This window comes from Sphingomonas sp. LT1P40, assembly GCF_036663835.1.
Taxonomy (GTDB): Bacteria; Pseudomonadota; Alphaproteobacteria; order Sphingomonadales; family Sphingomonadaceae; genus Sphingomonas.
The window spans coordinates 126,435-142,633 of record NZ_JAXOJT010000002.1 but is presented as its reverse complement, the minus strand read 5'-3'; the positions used below and the strand labels follow the sequence as shown (position 1 = coordinate 142,633).

15 protein-coding genes are annotated in these 16,199 nt (G+C 64.6%); 14 read left to right on the top strand and 1 reads right to left on the bottom strand.

Translation table 11 applies throughout. From position 1 onward, the window contains the following. Nucleotides 1-16 precede the first annotated feature (16 nt). From U1702_RS12045 to U1702_RS12000, 10 genes are read left to right on the top strand one after another with little or no spacing between them, the layout of a single operon-like run. Nucleotides 17-1,057, top strand: coding sequence for an aliphatic sulfonate ABC transporter substrate-binding protein (locus U1702_RS12045; RefSeq protein ID WP_332724934.1), 1,041 nt, complete (start codon nt 17-19; stop codon nt 1,055-1,057). Continuing rightward, nucleotides 1,054-2,154, top strand: coding sequence for an ABC transporter substrate-binding protein (locus U1702_RS12040; RefSeq protein WP_332724932.1), 1,101 nt, complete (start codon nt 1,054-1,056; stop codon nt 2,152-2,154). The genes U1702_RS12045 and U1702_RS12040 overlap by 4 nt, the downstream gene beginning before the upstream one ends. Continuing rightward, complete coding sequence (locus U1702_RS12035) at nt 2,151-3,329, top strand: MFS transporter (protein WP_332724930.1); 1,179 nt, start codon at nt 2,151-2,153, stop codon at nt 3,327-3,329. Before U1702_RS12040 ends, U1702_RS12035 begins: the two co-directional genes overlap by 4 nt. Next, on the top strand, nt 3,326-4,081 hold the full coding sequence (locus U1702_RS12030; protein WP_332724929.1) for an ABC transporter permease: 756 nt from the start codon (nt 3,326-3,328) through the stop codon (nt 4,079-4,081). Before U1702_RS12035 ends, U1702_RS12030 begins: the two co-directional genes overlap by 4 nt. 2 nt (nt 4,082-4,083) lie before the next feature. Next, nucleotides 4,084-4,860, top strand: a complete 777-nt coding sequence (locus tag U1702_RS12025) for an ABC transporter permease (protein ID WP_332724927.1) — start codon at nt 4,084-4,086, stop codon at nt 4,858-4,860. Between the two features lie 10 nt (nt 4,861-4,870). After that, nucleotides 4,871-5,716: an ABC transporter ATP-binding protein gene (locus tag U1702_RS12020; protein WP_332724925.1), complete on the top strand. Its 846-nt coding sequence runs from the start codon at nt 4,871-4,873 to the stop codon at nt 5,714-5,716. Next, nucleotides 5,713-6,321 (top strand): nitroreductase family protein, encoded by a 609-nt coding sequence (locus tag U1702_RS12015; RefSeq protein ID WP_332724923.1) that lies wholly within the window; start codon nt 5,713-5,715, stop codon nt 6,319-6,321. The genes U1702_RS12020 and U1702_RS12015 overlap by 4 nt, the downstream gene beginning before the upstream one ends. Then, nucleotides 6,318-7,226: an LLM class flavin-dependent oxidoreductase gene (locus tag U1702_RS12010; RefSeq protein ID WP_332724921.1), complete on the top strand. Its 909-nt coding sequence runs from the start codon at nt 6,318-6,320 to the stop codon at nt 7,224-7,226. The genes U1702_RS12015 and U1702_RS12010 overlap by 4 nt, the downstream gene beginning before the upstream one ends. 13 nt (nt 7,227-7,239) lie before the next feature. After that, nucleotides 7,240-8,403 (top strand): LLM class flavin-dependent oxidoreductase, encoded by a 1,164-nt coding sequence (locus U1702_RS12005; protein WP_332724919.1) that lies wholly within the window; start codon nt 7,240-7,242, stop codon nt 8,401-8,403. Nucleotides 8,404-8,414: 11 nt separating this feature from the next. Continuing rightward, nucleotides 8,415-9,119 (top strand): class II aldolase/adducin family protein, encoded by a 705-nt coding sequence (locus U1702_RS12000; protein WP_332724917.1) that lies wholly within the window; start codon nt 8,415-8,417, stop codon nt 9,117-9,119. Nucleotides 9,120-9,558: 439 nt separating this feature from the next. Here the strand turns inward: U1702_RS12000 and U1702_RS11995 are convergent, their stop codons facing one another. Continuing rightward, nucleotides 9,559-10,467 (bottom strand): LysR family transcriptional regulator, encoded by a 909-nt coding sequence (locus U1702_RS11995; protein WP_332724915.1) that lies wholly within the window; start codon nt 10,465-10,467, stop codon nt 9,559-9,561. Nucleotides 10,468-10,584: 117 nt separating this feature from the next. On the opposite strand from U1702_RS11995, the gene U1702_RS11990 reads away from it, so the two are divergent. Genes U1702_RS11990 through U1702_RS11975 form a run of 4 tightly spaced genes read left to right on the top strand, consistent with a single transcriptional unit; the run spans nt 10,585 to nt 16,193 of the window. Continuing rightward, the gene (locus tag U1702_RS11990; RefSeq protein ID WP_332724913.1) at nt 10,585-12,909 is read left to right on the top strand and encodes a TonB-dependent receptor; all 2,325 of its coding nucleotides are present in this window, start codon (nt 10,585-10,587) and stop codon (nt 12,907-12,909) included. Beyond that, entirely contained in the window at nt 12,909-13,880 is a 972-nt protein-coding gene (locus U1702_RS11985; RefSeq protein ID WP_332724910.1) for an MBL fold metallo-hydrolase, read from the top strand. Before U1702_RS11990 ends, U1702_RS11985 begins: the two co-directional genes overlap by 1 nt. Before the next feature lie 10 nt (nt 13,881-13,890). Next, the gene (locus U1702_RS11980) at nt 13,891-15,006 is read left to right on the top strand and encodes an FAD-dependent oxidoreductase (protein WP_332724908.1); all 1,116 of its coding nucleotides are present in this window, start codon (nt 13,891-13,893) and stop codon (nt 15,004-15,006) included. A gap of 20 nt (nt 15,007-15,026) precedes the next feature. Continuing rightward, complete coding sequence (locus U1702_RS11975; protein WP_332724906.1) at nt 15,027-16,193, top strand: MFS transporter; 1,167 nt, start codon at nt 15,027-15,029, stop codon at nt 16,191-16,193. Nucleotides 16,194-16,199 lie beyond the last annotated feature (6 nt).

The window sequence follows — 16,199 nt, the reverse complement described above, 5'->3', positions numbered from 1 at the left end:
ACTTCAGGAGGCATGCATGACCGCCTTTCCAACCGAAATCTGGTATACCCGCTGCCCGGTGCCGACGCCGCTCGGCATCGCCATCAATCAGGGCGTGATCGACCGCGATCTGGGCAATCTGGGCATCACCGTCCGCTCGATCCAGGACACGACCGACCCGGACGTGCGCGCCAGCCATTACGACCATCATCTCGCGCACAGCTTTCGTCAGGGCGGCAGCGTGCCTGCGATCTGGGCGCAGGCGACGGGGGCGCATACGCGCGTCATCGGGCTCAGCTGGGTCGATGAAAGCCAGCTGATCCTGACCTTGCCGGACTCGGGCATCCACAATGTCGAGGATCTGAAGGGCCGCCGCATCGCGCTGCCGCGCCGCGCGAACGCAAAGATCGACATCTTCCGCGCCACTGCTCTTCGCGCACTGCTCGCGGGCCTGTCGCTGGGCAATGTCGGTGAAGACGAGGTCGAGTGGGTCGATGTCGACGCGACCGATCCCGACGGCTTCGAGACGGTCGGTCGTGGAAACTGGGGCGGGCGTCCGCTCTACACCGCTGAGTTCCATGCGCTGATACGCGGCGAAGTCGATGCGATCCATGTCAAGGGATCGCTGGGCCACGAATTCGCACTTCTCGCCGGCGCGCATGTCGTGATCGACACCGGCTTTCATCCCGATCCGAAGATCCGCGTCAACAACGGCGCACCGCGCCCGCTCACCGTCGATGCCGCGACGCTGGAGAAGCATCCAACGGTAGCGCGCCGCCTGCTCGGCCATGTCGTTGCGGCCGGGGCATGGGCCGAAGAACATCCCGAAGAAACGCTCGCCTATATGGCCCGCGAAACCAGATCGCCCGAACAATTCGTCCGCGCGGCCTATGGCGGCGATACGCTGCACCGGCGGCTGAAGACCGACCTTGACCCCGCATCGGTCGCGGCGCTGGTCGATTTCAGCAACTTCCTGTTCGATCGCGGTTTCCTGCCCGCGCCGGTCGATGTCGCCGCCTGGGTCGATCGCCGCCCGTTTGAGGCGCTCGATTTCCTCGAAGCGCTGGACGCCGCATGAGCCGCAAGACGATCCTGATCGCCATCGGCGCGGTTCTCATTCTCGGCGCGCTGCTGGTCTATCAGTTTCGCGGCGGGGCGGGCGACGCCGCGGCGGGCGAAAGCACCAAGACGCTGACCATCGCCAGCATCGCCTATCCGCATGAGGGCAAGCAGCGTTACCAGGGCCAGACCGCGATCATCCAGCAACAGGGCTGGCTGGAGGCCGAACTCGCGAAGAAGGGCGTCAAGCTAAACTGGTTCCCGGTCTCGACCGCCGTCGGCGGCCCGGTCATCAACGAAGGATTCGCGGCGAAGCGGATCGATTTCGCCAGCTATGGCGATTTCCCGGCGATCATTGCGGTTGCTGGCGGCGTCGATCTGCGGCTGGTCGTGCCGGTCGGGCGCGGGCAGAATGCGTATCTGGTCGTGCGCAACGGCATCGCCGCGAACAGCATCGCCGATCTGAAGGGCAGGCGTATCGCGCTGCACCGCGGGCGTCCGTGGGAATTGCCCTTCGCCAAGCTGGCCGAGGCGAACGGGCTGAAGCTCAGCGATTTCCGCATCCTCAACATCAACCCGCCCGCAAGTCACGCGGCGCTGGCCTCGGGCGATGTCGATGCGGTGTTCCTGCTGTCCGACGCGCATCTGTTGGTCGAGAAGAAGGTCGGGCGTATCATCTGGTCGACCAAACAGGCACCGCAATCGTGGAAGATGCGCGCCGAGTTGTTCGGGCGCGGCGACTTCGTCGATGGCCATCCCGAACTGACCCAGCTGGTCGCCGACGCCTATGTCCGCGCCCAGGCTTGGTCGTCAGACCCCGCGAACCGCGAGGCGGTGATCGAGATTACCTCGCGTGCCGAATCCCCGCGCAGCGTGGTCGAGGCCGAATTGAACGAACCGCGCGTCGCGTGGAAGGACCGCTACTCGCCGCTCTATGACGACTTCATGGTCGGCCATTATCGCGATGCCGCCGCCTACACATTCGATCAGGGGCTGGTCCGCAAACAGGTCGATGTCGACAAACTGCTCGACCGCCGCTTCGCCACCAAGGCCCTCGAACGGCTGAAGCTTCAGGACCAGTGGCAGGCCGCACCGGTCGAAAGCGCCGCGCGGTGACCGATAACCGCTTCATGGCGAACTTCCTGCTGCTCGCGTTGGTCAGCGGGCTGACGGTGGGGCTGGGCAAGGTCGTGACGACGATCTTCGCCATCGATCTGGGCGCGACTGCGTTTCAGGTCGGGGTGATCGCGTCGATGGAATCGATCGGCATGATCCTGGTGACGGTGCCGGCCGGTTTCATCATCGCCCGCTATGGCGCGCGCGGCATCTATTTCGCGTCGAGCCTTGGGCCGATGCTGGTCAATATCGCAATGCCGTTCGCGGCGGGCTGGGCCGCGCTGGCTGCGGGGCGCTGGCTGATCGGCCTGTGCATCCCGTTCCGCATGGTGGCGATGAACAGCTCGTTCCTTGAGCGGCTGCGCGGGCGCGGCGAGACGCGCGGCGGCTGGTATCGCGGTGCGCTGACGGCGGGCATGGCGATCCTGGGGCCGGCATCGGCGGGGCTGCTGATTGCCGGGGCGGGGATCACCACGGCTTTTCTGATCGTCGCGGCATTGTTCGGGATCATGGCGGTGTTCAGCCTGTCGTTTCTGCCTGCGCGTCAGCCCGAGAGCGCGGAGGGCGGAGCCTCCTTTCTCACCGAAATCGGCACTCTGCTGGCCAATCCTGCCATCGCTGAAAGCTGTTTCATCGAATTTCTGAGTGCGGCGACCGGTGCGCTGTTCGGCACGTTTATCCTGCTGCTCGCACCGACGATCCCGCTGCTCACGACACAAGACGGGATCACGTTGCTGCTGATCCAGGGCGTTGCTGCGGTCGCTTTGCTGTTCCTCAGCGGCACGATCGTCGCGCGGCTGGGGCGTGCCACGGCCTATACGCTGGCACTGACCCTTGCCACCAGCGCGCTCTTGTCGCTCGGGCTGGCGCAGGGTTTTGCCGCGCTCGCCGCCGGAGCCGTGCTGCTTAGCGCCAGCGCGGCGATCGTCCACCTCATCAACGTGCGCATGCTCGCCGCCTTGCCCGGCGTGAAGAGCAAGGCGGCGGGTCTCTACAATCTCGCGTCGATGACCGGGTCGTCGGTCGGGGCGCTCGGCGGCGGATTGCTGACCAAATTCGTGCCGCTCCAATCGGTGTTCCTGCTGTGGCTGCCGATCCTGTTCGCCGGTGCCGCGTTCGCCTTCGCCCGCCATCGCATTGCGCGTCCGCTGACCGCGCAGGAGGTTCTGCCATGAAGCGCCTCACCGCCATCGCTGCGGGGACCGCGCCGCTGCTCGCGCTGCTTCTCGTCTGGCAAATCGCCTCGGCCAGCGGCCTGTTCCCGCCGCAAGTGCTGGTCGCGCCCAGCGAAGTGGCCGCGACGCTCACGCAACTATGGCGCATCGGCGAGCTGGGCGGGCATCTCGGCACCAGCCTGTTCCGCCTCGTCTTCGGGTTCCTTGCGGGCGCGGCGATCGGCCTCGCCTTCGGCACATCGATCGCCCTGTCGAAACTGGTCGAGACCTTGTTCGCGCCGTTGTTTCAAGCGGTGCGACAGGTGCCGGTACTCGCCTTCATCCCGATGCTGGTGCTGCTGCTGGGGATCGAGGAGCGCTTCAAGATCGTCGTGGTCGCCGTCGCAGTGTTCTTCCCGGTCGCGCTCGCCACGTTCGACGGGGTCAAGTCGATCCCGCGCGCATATTTCGAGGTCGCCCGGCTTTACCGCACCCCACCGCTCCCCTTCGTCACACGCATCCTGCTGCCCGCCGCGATCCCGCCGATACTTACCGGCCTTCGCCTCGGCCTCACGCGTGGCTGGCTCGTCCTCGTCGCCTGCGAACTGCTCGCGGCGGACAGCGGCATCGGACAGATGATGGAGATGGGCCGCCAGATGTTCCGCATCGACGTCGTGCTGGCCGGTGTCTTCGTCAGCGGTCTTGTCGGCTTCGCACTCGATCGCTCGGTCAAACTCGTCGAACGCCACTTCGTTCGCTGGAAGGAGGCATGAGAATGGCCCGCCTGAACACCCCCGCCGCGCGCATCCTGCTCGGCCTGATCGTGCCGGTCCTGATCCTGTTCTGGTGGCAGGCGCAATCGGCGCTGGGCGGCGCGCGCGCGCTGGCGTTCGTGCCGTTGCAGGATGTGGGCGCGACCCTCGCCACGCAACTCGGCAACGGGTTCCTGCTCAACGACGCGCTCGCCACACTCTCGCGCGCAGTCACCGGGTTGCTGCTCGGCGGCGTGGCCGGCACCGCGCTGGGCGTGGCGATGGCGATGTTCCGCCCGGTCGACCGGCTGGTCGGGCCGCTTTATCACGCGATCCGTCAGGTGCCGTTGCTCGGCTGGCTGCCGCTGATCGGCCTGTGGGTCGGCAATGGCGACGGTGCGAAGCTGCTGATCGTCAGCCTCGCCGCCTTCTATCCCACGGTGCTCAACAGCTATGAAGGGGTGACGGCGGTCGATCGCAAACAGGTCGAGGTCGGCACGCTGTATGGCTTCACCCCGTGGCAGCGCTTCGTCCATGTGCTGCTGCCCGCCGCGCTGCCGCTGATCCTCACCGGCTTCACACAGGCGCTCGCCTTCGCCTGGATCGCCACGATCGGCACCGAAATCCTGCTCGGCGCAAATGCGGGCCTCGGGGCGACGATGGGCGTCGCGCAAGCACAGCAGCGAATGGACATCATCCTCGTCGCGATCCTCGCCGCCGCCCTTCTGGGGTTCTCTATCAACCACCTCTTCGCCCGCCTTCGCCGCCACCTGCTGCGCTGGCAACCGACGATCGACTGAAGGACCGGTCATGACATTGCACACCCGGATCGACACGCCGCCGAACCCCGCCGACGCGCACGCCAATGGTGCGCTCACCGTTCACGGCCTGTCGAAGGACTTCCGCATCGGTGCGGATACGCTGCCGGTGCTGGATCGGATCGATCTCGATATTCGCGCGGGCGAGTTCATCAGCATCGTCGGCCCCTCGGGCTGCGGCAAGTCGACATTGCTGCGACTTATCGCCGGCCTCGACACGGATTATGCAGGGGAAATTCGGCTTGATGGCCGCCGCATCGCGGGCACCAGCCTCGATCGCGGGCTGATCTTTCAGGACCACCGGCTGTTCCCGTGGCTGACGCTTGAGGACAATATCGGGCTGGCCCTCCTCAACACCGATATCCCGAAAGCGCAGCGCCCGAGGATCGTCGCAGAGCATATCGCGCTGGTAAACCTGACCGGCTTCGAGAAGGCTTATCCACACCAGCTCTCCGGCGGGATGGCACAGCGCGCAGCGATCGCCCGCGCACTGGTGACCGAGCCGAAGCTGCTGCTGCTCGACGAGCCGCTCGGCGCGCTCGACGCACTGACCCGCGTGCATGTGCAGCGCGAGCTTCAGCGCATCTGGATGGCGCAGCGATCGACGATGGTGATGGTCACGCACGATGTCGAGGAGGCCGTCTATCTGGGCAATCGCGTGATTGTGATGGATGCCAAGCCCGGGCGCATCCGCCGCATCGTCGACATTGATCTGCCGCATCCGCGCAAGCGTTCGTCGCCGGTGGTGCACCGCATCCGCGACGAGATTCTGGCCGAACTGACCGGCCCGCCCCCTGAAAAGCTGGTGCATCTGCCGGTGCGGGAGATGCGGGCATGAGCCGGGTTCCCGATCACCCGGTCGAGCCGTTGTTCGTGGATCGCTGGTCGCCGCGCAGCTTTTCCGGCGAGCCGATCCCCGATACGGTGCTGCACAGCGCGTTCGAGGCAGCACGCTGGGCGCCATCGGCCTCAAACGCCCAGCCGTGGCGCTTCATCGTCGCCCGTAATGGCGATGCGGCCTGGACCGATTTCCTCGACCTGCTGGCACCGCGCAACCGGCTATGGGCGGCGCAGGCATCGGCGCTGGTCGTGATCATATCGGCGCTTAAGCTCGAACGGCGCGGCGAGATCGTCGATAATGGCAACCACAGTTTCGACGCCGGTGCGGCTTGGGCGAACTTCGCGCATCAGGCGTTTCTGCTCGGCTGGCATACCCACGGCATTGGCGGGTTCGACCGCGACGCCGCGCGCGAGCGTCTGGCGATTCCCGCCGACTTCGCCGTCGAGGCGATCGTCGCGCTGGGGCGTCTAGCCGGCCTCGACACCCTGCACGCCGATTTTCACGCGCAGGAACAGCCCAATACGCGCCTGCCGCAGCGCGACCTCGTGTTCGATGGCCGCTTCGGCGTCCGCACCCACCCCCATGAAAGGAGTGCCGCATGACCCTCAACCTCTATTGGCGGCTCGACCCCGCCGCCGAACCCGCGCGGGGCGAACCGCACGAACGACCCGCCACAGGTTATCTGCCACGCGAGGCCCGCACGCGTTCGCTCACGCGCTACGACTATTATGCGCAGGTGGCGCGCGCCGCCGCGATCACCGGCTTCGACGGGCTGTTCGTCGCCTATCGCCCCGACAGCGACGACAGCCAGATCGTCGCGGCAGCGGTCGCGCGTGGGGCACCCCGGCTGCGGCTCATTCCCGAATTTCCCAGCACGGTCGGCTCCGCCGTCTATGCCGCCAAACAGGCGGTGAGCTTTCAGCGCGCCACACATAACCGACTGGGCTGGGCAATCGTGAGCAACCCCGCCGACGAGGAGGATGCCGAGCGTATCCGCGAGTTCCTCCATGTCGCGCGCGGCGTGCATGGCCAGCAGCCATTCGATCACAAAGGGCAGTTTTTCGCCGTACAGGGCGGCGGGTTCAAGGCACCCTTGGCCAATGTCCCATTTCCGCCGGTGTTCCTGAGCGGCGCGGACGAAGCCGCGTTGCAACTGTCCGCCCATGCCGCCGACATTCACTTGTTCGATGATGTCGATCTCGACCGGCTGCGTGAGCGCGCCGAGACGCTCGATCGTCTCACGCTCGCAGCGGATCGCAATGTCGCCATCGGCGTCGTCGCAAGGGTGACGGCACGCGAGACCGACGACGAAGCGGCGGGCGCGGGCGGCGAAGGTATCGCCGGCAGCTATGCGGCCGTCGCCGACCGGCTCGTCGCGCTCCACGCGGCGGGCGTCACCCACCTTGTGCTGAGCGCCCCGCAATCGGTGGAGGAAGCATATCGCATCGGCCAGTTCGTCCTGCCGCTCGTCCGCGCGCGCACGTCCGCGCTGCGCACCGCCGCCTGAAGGAAAAAGCACCATGTCCATCGACTTTTACTGGCGCCTGCCCACGCATGGTTGCCACTCGACGATCCGCCACGGCTCCTATGACCGCGGCGACTGGTCCCCACTCGCGCCCGGTAATCAGACACCGGGCCTGACCGCTGAAGGTGAGGATGACGGCTTTCGTTACATCGATCACCTAGCAGAAATTGCGAAGGCGGCCGAACTGTCGGGCTTTATCGGCGGGCTGATCCCGTCCTTTCCCAACACCGACGATCCATGGGCGATCTCGCCGCTACTGGCGCGTGAGACCGAGACCTTCCGCTTCATGATCGCGTTTCAGCCGGGTTTCCTCGACCCGGTCCACGCCGCGCGCCTCTCCGCCAGCCTGCAACGCGCAACCGGCGGGCGAACCGTGTTCAACATCATCACCGGCGGCGGCGGTCCGTCGCAATTGTGGTGGGGCGACGATTTCACGCATGACGACCGCTATGGCCGCACCACCGAATTCCTCGACGTTTTTCGAGGCGTCTGGAGCGGCCAGCCATTCGACTATCAGGGGCTTTTTTATCAGGTCGAGGGCGAGCGCTTGTCGCCGCTGCTCGCACGCGAGGAAGTGCCGGAAATCTGGTTCTCGGGATCGTCCGACGCGGCGCTCCAGTCGGCAGCGAAACACGCCGACTATTATCTTTCCTGGCTCGAACCCTATGAGCAGCTGACCGACAAATTTGCGCGGGTGAAGCAACGCACGGCAGAGCTGGGCGGCGAACAGAAATGCGCGATTCGGGTCGATCTGGTGGCGCGCCCGACCGAGGAAGAAGCGTGGCGCGACGTGCGCATCGGGTTCGAGAATGTCACCGACGAGACGCGCGCGCAGTGGCGCGGGCAGCCGACCGATTCGATCGGCGCATCGCGGCAGGCGGCATTGCGTCCGACCGAAGCAAAGCGCTGGGACGATTTGATCGTCGGCAAAAATCTGTGGGGCGGGTTCAACCTGCTGCGCGGAGGGCCGTCGCTGGGCATCGTCGGCAGCTACGAACAATGCGCCGAACAGCTCGACGAACTGATCGGGCGTGGGGCCGACGCCTTCATTCTCGCCGGCACCCCACATCTCGAGGAAGCCTATCGCATCGGTGAGGAGGTGCTGCCGCTGCTCGGTCGCACCGCTGCCAAACAATTCCTGCTCGAAGCAGCAGAATAAGGAGAACCCCCATGACCATCCTCAATTCCACCATTACCGATTTCGCTGCCGCCGTCGTGCGGGACGCGACCATCGCCTTTCGCGGGCTCGCCGCCACCGGCACGATCGCGCCGAGCGGCACGGTCAATTTCGTCGAGCGTGTGCCGGGCGAGGAAGCGGTCGTGTCGATCGGCTATCCCGGCCCGTTCGCACCCGATGCGGAGATTCACCCGACGATCTATGCGCTGGACGGCGAAGTGCTGAAGGGGCCGCCCAACGCCAATCTCGGCGGGGGGCGGTACCTTTCGATCTTTCGTGCGCATGCCGACATCACAACGGTGAGTCATGTCCATACCGTCTATCTGGGGGCATGGTCGCAAAGCCACCGGGCATTGCCGATCCGCTATGTCCCGGTCCAGCGCTGGACCCGCGCGCGCGAGCTGCCGATCTATATCGACCGGCGTCAGGCCGAGGCGGATTTCATCCTCGAAACGCTCGCGCGCGATCCGCAGGTTCCGGCGATCCTGGAGGCGAATGGTGGATCGACGGCGTGGGGCCGCAAGGGGCTGCTCGCGCTCGCCAGCTATATCGTGCTGATCGACGAAGGCGCTCGGTTTCAGGCGATTGCCGAGACGCTGGGTGGCGCGAAGAACTATGGTCCTGGCGTGCTTGAGCAGCAATGGAAAATGTCGGGATTGCTCAAGCCGGAAGAAGCGCTGGCGGTGGCTGCTGAATGATTCACTGATCTGGCTGCCGGGGATATGCGATTGCCCCGGCAGCAGGAGTTTCTTAGGCAGCGTGATTACCGACCTTCAACAGGGGCATGTTCGCACATAGCTAGCACGCAACCTGTATTTTCCTCGCTCCGTCTCCGGTCACCCTTCTCAGGGGTTGCGAGAGACGCTGCTCGGTCGCTGTCGGTGCGCGCGGCAATGGCGACGCTCCGGCAGTTCTTCCCCCGAACTCGGTTGTTCGGCACGCTTGCGGATCTCTCGAAAACGGCATCCATGAGCAGGCAGCGAATGGCCCCTACCTCAGTTTCTAGTCGGCGCTTGTTGAGCAGCCCTGCTAGCTCGCAGCCTGTCTTGATCCGTCCTTAGATACTCAATGTCGGCGCTATCTCGGCCAATGCTGGTGACAGGGGGCCTGATGGTACCGATCAGCGCTTGAACGTCTTCAGCAAGCGGTTGCGAGGGAAACGGTGGCACTAAGGCGTTCGCGGAGCCAGGACAGTCCGCGGTCGGCTGCGCGCGCGCTGTGGAATTGCATCATTTCGCGCATGATGGGCAGCTCGAATGGCGGGTTCTGAATCGCGAGCGACAATTGCGGTGCCAGTTCGCGTGCCAGGCGCTCGTGCATCAGGGCGAGGCGCGTGGTCCCGGGAAGCATCCAGGGGACTTGCGTGAACGCCGCGCAAATCACCTCGACCCGCCGTTGCTCACTTTGTCCGCGCAGAAAATTGTCGATGAACGTTCCGTCCCGAGAGACGCTGACCACCACATGCCCGCTATTGTAGAATGTCTCGGCATCGAGCGGCTTTTGCAGGGCGGGATTGTTCGCACAACCGACAACGACATGGCGCTCTTCAAACACCAGTTCGCGCGGGTGATCGGGACTGAGAAATTGTTCGGGGGAAATGAGTAGATCGATCTCGCCGTCGTCGAGCATTTCGAGAATGTCGGACCCCGGCAGGGTTATTTCGATCTGGATCCCCGGGGCTTCGCGTTGGAGCGATCGAAGTGCCGGACCGATCAGCACCGTCGTGATATAGTCGGACGCTACGATGCGGAACCGGCGACGCGACTGCTGCGGATCGAAGCGCATCCCGCTGGCGAGAATTCCGCGCAGGTTGAGCACAGCCGCGGCGACATGGGGTGCAAGTGACAAGGCACCGGGCGTCGGCACCATCCGTTTGCCATGCTGAACGAGAATGTCGTCCGAAAATGCCTCGCGCAGCCGCTTCAGCGCCGCGCTCATCGCCGATTGGGTCAGGTTCAGGCGCTCCGCGGCGCGGGTTACCCCGCGCTCCTCGATCAACACATCGAATGCAATCAACAGGTTGAGATCAAATTGATCGAGCCGCATCCATCAATTCCATTTGTTCATTCATATCAAAACAAATCATTATAATAATTTCAGCAAATTTGCCATTCCTGTTCGGCGAGGCGCGTCCATCGAAATGTCGCCCATCGGGAGGGATATATGAAACAAGCACTTTTGGCCGGAACGGCGGCGGTTCTGGCGCTTAGCGTCCCAACGGTTGCGGCCCAGCAAGCAGACGCCGGCGCGCAGCAAGCATCAGAGGCTGCTGACAGCGAAAGCGCGGATGGCCTTACCGATATCGTCATCACTGCCCAGCGACGTTCAGAATCGCTGCAGCGCGCGGCTGTTGCCGTCACTGCGGTAACCGGTGACGATCTGGCCAAATCGGGCATTACCGAAACATCCAATCTGGGCAAGCTGGTGCCATCGCTGGTCGTGCAGCCAACGGGGGGTACCACCAGCTTCTTCCTGCGCGGTGTTGGCACCAACTCGCAGAACTCCTTCTCCGAAAACGCCGTCGCGTTCAATTTCAACGGCGTTTATGTCGGTCGTCCGACAGCGCCAGCGGGCGTTTTTTACGACCTCGAACGGGTCGAAGTGGTCAAGGGGCCGCAGGGAACACTTTATGGTCGCAACGCCACCGGCGGCGCGATCAACGTGCTTCCGAAACGGCCTGTGTTGGGCCAGTTCCGCGGCGAAGCGCTGTTCGAATATGGCAATTACGACAGCAAGAAGGGCTTTCTCGCGCTGAACGTCCCGATCGGCGACACCGTAGCGCTGCGTGTGGCAGGGCAGGTCGTCGATCGCGACGGCTATATCTCCGACGGTTATGACGACGACAAGGGCGAGGCGGTGCGTGCGTCGTTGTTGATCGAGCCTTCGCCACTGTGGTCGATGACGCTGGTCGCCGATTATTATCGACAGCATGGCAAGGGGTCGGGCGCGGTTCTGCTTCCAAGCGCCGCATTCGCGGTACCCCCTCTGGAGGATCGGATCAGCGTATCCGACCCGCGCGCGCACGCCGCGATCCGTGGCTATGCCGCCACGGTGTTCGCCCCGCCTTTCTGCGGCGGTTTTGGCGGCTTTGTGACCAGCGGCTGCGTGGCGCTCGCCGGGACCGACGGCTTTCTCGACAATAAATTCTATGGCGTCAGCGCAACCGTTGTCGGCGATCTCGGCTTTGGCACGCTTACGGTGATTCCGGCCTGGCGGCGTTCGGACGTGAATTTCCGCACCTATCTGCCGGGCTTTGCGGGCGATTTCGTCGATTTGGCCGAGCAGACATCGGTCGAGGTCCGGCTGGCGTCGAATGACGGGCAGCGGCTGGGCTATGTGCTGGGCGCATTCTATTTCGGCGAGAACCAGGCGACCGAGAATTTTTTCCGCCAGGGCAATATCTCGACCACCCGCTTCACGCCCCGGCTGAATACCGAGAGCGTTGCGGCGTTCGGACAGTTGACGTTCAACGTCACCGATGCGTTGCGGCTGGTGGGCGGCGGGCGTTACACGCGCGAGGACAAGAAGCAGCTGACTTCGACGGCATCGGGTGGCCTTCCCGGTCCGATCCAGCCACCGCTGAGCGCGCCGTTCACCGGCAGCCTGAGTTTCGAGAAATTCACCTGGAAAGCGGGTGTTGAATTCGACGCAGGCCCGGCTTCGCTGATCTATGCGAACGTCGCAACCGGCTTCAAATCGGGTGGGTTCTTCGTCGCCCAGCCGCCCAACAATACGTTTCGACCGGAAACGCTGACTGCCTATACGGTGGGTGCGAAGAACCGCTTTTTCGACAACAAGCTGCAGCTGAATTTCGAGGCATTCTATTGGGACTATCGCGATCAGCAGATCACCTTCGTCGGTGGCGTGCCGACCGGCAACGGGTTGTTTGCGCAGGGATCGATTACCGTCAATGCGGGCAAATCGCGCATCTATGGTGCCGAGTTCGAGGCGCGCTTCGCGCCCAGCCGCAACGACCTGTTCAACCTTAACGTACAGTATCTCGATGGTAAATATGACAGCCTGCAGACGTCGAACTTCTCGCCGACCGGCGCGCCGGTCACGACGGGATGTCGCACGTTGGGCAGCCGTGCTGCCAACCCGGGCGTCAACAATGCCCGCTTCTATGACATCGACTGTTCGGGGAAGCCGACGGTCAATTCGCCGAAATGGGCGATCAACGTCGGTTACGAGCGGACCTTAGAGCTGTCGGGTGATCTTGCGCTGATCGCGGGCGCGCGTGCCAACATTGAAAGCAGCCGGTTCATGAATTCGAACTACCGGCCGGAAGAGCGCCAGGACGGGTTTGCGATGGCCGACGCGTTCCTTACGCTGGAAAGTCAGAGCGGGTGGAGCGTCACCGGCTTTGTCAACAACATCACCGATGAAGTGGTGCTGGCACGCGCGGGCACGCGGCCGATCCTCGACTTTCCGGTCGCCACGCTGCGCCCGCCACGCACCTATGGCGTTCGGGTCGGGTTCGACTTCTGATGCACGCGTGTTGCTCCCGGCTGGCACTTGCGGCGCTGATCGCGGCATCGCCTGCGCTGTCGCAACAGGTGCCAGCCGGCGGAGATGCGTTTGTCACGCTCGGCACGATGGGCGGACCGGTCCCCAGCGTCGATCGATCGCAACCGGCCAATGCCCTGATCCACGCTGGACAGGTCTATCTGGTCGATGCGGGCGACGGAGCGGTGCAGCAACTGGCGCGCGCTGGCATCACATTGCCCAGGGTCAAGGCGGTATTTTTGAGCCACCTCCATGTCGATCACACCGGTGGTCTGTCGGCCGTGCTCGGCCTGCGCAACCAGACCAATGTCGGTGAGCGTCTGACCGTTTACGGTCCGCCGGGGACGCGCGTGCTGGTCGCCGGGATCGTCGCGTCGATGCAGCCAGCTGCCCGCGTTGGCTATGGCATTCCGGGCAAGTCGTGGCTGCCCCCTGCCGACACAGTTACGGTGATCGAACTGACCGATGGTGAGCGCTTCAAGGTCGGCGGCATGACCGTTACCGCTGCGCAGAACACGCACTACGACTTTGCCCCAGGCAGCGTCGAGGATCGCAATTACAAATCGCTGTCGTTGCGCTTTGACATGCCGGACCGGTCGATCGTCTATACTGGCGATACCGGCCCGAGCACAGCCGTCGAGAAGCTGGCAAAGGGCGCTGACCTGCTGGTCAGCGAAATGATCGATATGGGCGGCACCATGGCGCTCGTCGCGCGCAATTCGCCGAACATGCCGGCAGCGGCGAAGCAGCAGCTCGAACAGCATCTTTCGACGCATCACCTCACGCCCGAAGCGGTCGGCCAGCTGGCGGCGCGTGCCGGGGTGAAGGCGGTGGTCGTCACCCATTTCGCCGGCGGCACGCCCGACCCGGTTCGCACGCGCCGCTATATCGCCCGGATCCGCGACCAGTTCAGCGGACCCGTCACCCTCGCCAATGATCTCGACCGTTTCTGAAAGACCAATCATGCAATCCGGCAGCATTCTCGTCATCGGCGGCGGCATTGGCGGCCTGACCGCCGCCATCGCCCTGCGCGCGCGCGGCTTTGCCGTCACGGTGATCGAACGCGATCCCGACTGGTCGGTCTATGGCGTCGGCATCATCCAGCAGTCGAACGTCATCCGCGCGATGTTCCAGCTTGGCCTGATCGACGAGTACGTCGCATCCGGGGTCGGATTCGACGCGGTCGAGATCTATACCCCTACGGGCATGAAGGTCGCGCGGGTACCCACCCCGCGGCTGGTCGACGGCTATCCGGCGAATATGGGCATCGGTCGTCCGGCGCTGCACAAGATTCTGGGCGATCGCACCATCGCGAGCGGCGCGCAGGTACTGCTCGGCGTGACCGCGACCGACTTGCAGGACGATGGCGACGGCGTCGATGTTCGCCTGTCGAACGGCACCTCGGCGCGATACGATCTGGTGGTCGGCGCGGACGGGGTCTATTCGCAAACGCGCGCGATGTTGTTTCCCGATGCGCCGCGACCCGAATATACCGGCCAGGCGGTGTGGCGCTACAATCTGCCGCGCCCGACCGATCTTGACGCGCTTCACGCCTATAATGGCCCGACGGGGGTCGGGCTGGTGCCGATTTCCGACACCCTCATGTACATCTATGTCACCACGCCCGAGCCCGAAAATCCGCGCTATACGCGCAAAGGCCTCGCGGCGGTGATGCGATCGAAAATGGCCAGTTGCGCGCCGCTGGTCCGCGACCTGGCGGAGCAGGTGACCGACGATGATGGCGTCGTTTATCGTCCGCTTGAGGCGTTGCTGATCGAGGGGCCGTGGCATCGCGGGCGAATCGCGCTGCTCGGCGACGCGGTGCACGCGACCACGCCGCATCTCGGCCAGGGCGCGGGCATGGCGATCGAGGACAGCCTCGTGCTGGCCGAGGAGCTTTCTCGCCATGACGATATCGAAACCGCGCTCAACGCTTATCATGACCGTCGCTTCGACCGCTGCGCCTATATCGTGCGCTCGAGCCTTGCGATCTGCATGGGCCAGATCGGCAAGGGACCGCCGGTCGACAATGCCAAAGCGACACATGAAATGTTCGAAATCGTCGCGGAACCGATCTAGATTTGGAAAGTGAGCAGGGCATGACCATGCAAGCCACCACGCGGCACGGGGTAATCCTGATGCTCACGGCGGTGATGCCGACGATGGCGATCATTGCGCTGGTGCCGATCCTGCCATTGCTGCTGCGCGAATTTGCAGACGTGCCGGGATCGGCTGTGCTGGTGCCGATGGCGCTGACCATACCGGCTTTGTGCGTCGCGTTATTCTCGCCGCTCGCCGGGTGGCTGTCCGACAAAGTCGGGCGCAAGCGGCTGCTGATCGGCGCGCTGATCGGCTATGCCGGCTTCGGCCTATTGCCGCTGCTGCTGGACAGCTTGCATGCGATCCTGGCGGCGCGTGTCGCGCTCGGGCTGACCGAGGCCGTGATCATGACCGTCGCCACCGCGCTGGTCGGCGATTATTTCGTGGGCGAACGGCGCGAGCGTTGGGTTTCGATCCAGATCGCCACCGCCAGCGTCAGCGCGATCGTGCTGATCGCCGCCGGCGGCGCGCTGGGCGAGGCGCTCGGTTCGCGCGGGCCGTTCTGGCTGTATCTGCTGGCGCTGCCGGTGGCGCTCGGCGGCGCGATCATCCTGTTCGAACCGGCCAAGGCCAGCGCAGCGTGCCCGACTGCAGCACAGGCGGCGGCGACGCGCAGCATTGCCGGACTGGTCGCAATAACCTTTGGCGTCGGGCTGCTCTTCTACACGATCATCGTTCAGCTCGGCCCGGTGATCGAGGCGACCGGCGTCACATCGCCGGCGATGATCGGCCTGGCCGGTGCGGCGGCCAATCTCGGCGTGATGGTCGGATCGCTGCTGTTCGGGCGATTGAAGGCGATGCCGGGCCAGTGTCTGCTGGCCATCGGCCTGTCGCTGGTGACGCTGGGCTATGTCGGTATCGCGCTGTCGAGCGAGTTTTTCCTGACTGCGGCGTCGGCGGTGGTGATTTGTACCGGCAACGGGCTGATGCTGCCGACCATGCTGGCCTGGGTGCTGCGACGGCTGCCGCCGCAAACACGCGGGCGCGGCACCGGGATATGGACCGGCGCCTTCTTCCTCGCACAGTTTGTGGCTCCGATTACCGCCGCAGCCCTGTCGGGCGTGCTCGGCGGGCTGTCAGGCACCTTCCTGTTCTTCGCCGCAGCCGCCGCGCTCGGCGCGGGGTTCGCGCTGCTGCGCCGCAGCCCCTCGACCAACGACGCTTAAGGAGCG